This is a genomic window from Milkweed yellows phytoplasma str. MW1, assembly GCF_000309485.1.
In the GTDB taxonomy this organism is placed as follows: domain Bacteria; phylum Bacillota_I; class Bacilli_A; order Acholeplasmatales; family Acholeplasmataceae; genus Phytoplasma.
The window spans coordinates 1-295 of sequence record NZ_AKIL01000127.1; the positions used below are offsets into that span (position 1 = coordinate 1).

The following is a 295-nucleotide window of genomic DNA, read 5'->3' on the forward strand; positions in this document are numbered from 1 at the left end:
CCTGGCCATTAATAGTGTGTTTAACACTATTGATAGTTTTGGCTTCGCGTGTTTCTATTTGTGCTAACGCTTTTGCCTGTTGCATACTCTCTTTCTTTAAATTAGGCTTTATAGTTACAGAAAATGGTTTATTAGAATAAAAATATCTATCATTGTTTTGCTTATATTCGAAAGACGAGTTATTTGATAAATTGTTTAATAAATTAGGATTATAAGCGAAAGTGGTTTTTTCCCATTCTTTGTAAGTTTGACTTAAATTGCTTATTGTTTGTTCTAAAGTCATTTTCTGGTTTAT

Annotated in this window: 1 protein-coding gene; it reads right to left on the reverse strand. The window is 29.2% G+C overall.

What is annotated here, in order from left to right:
* A partial coding sequence (locus RI76_RS03115) for a hypothetical protein (RefSeq protein WP_161598586.1) occupies nucleotides 1-295 on the reverse strand: 295 nt, incomplete at both ends.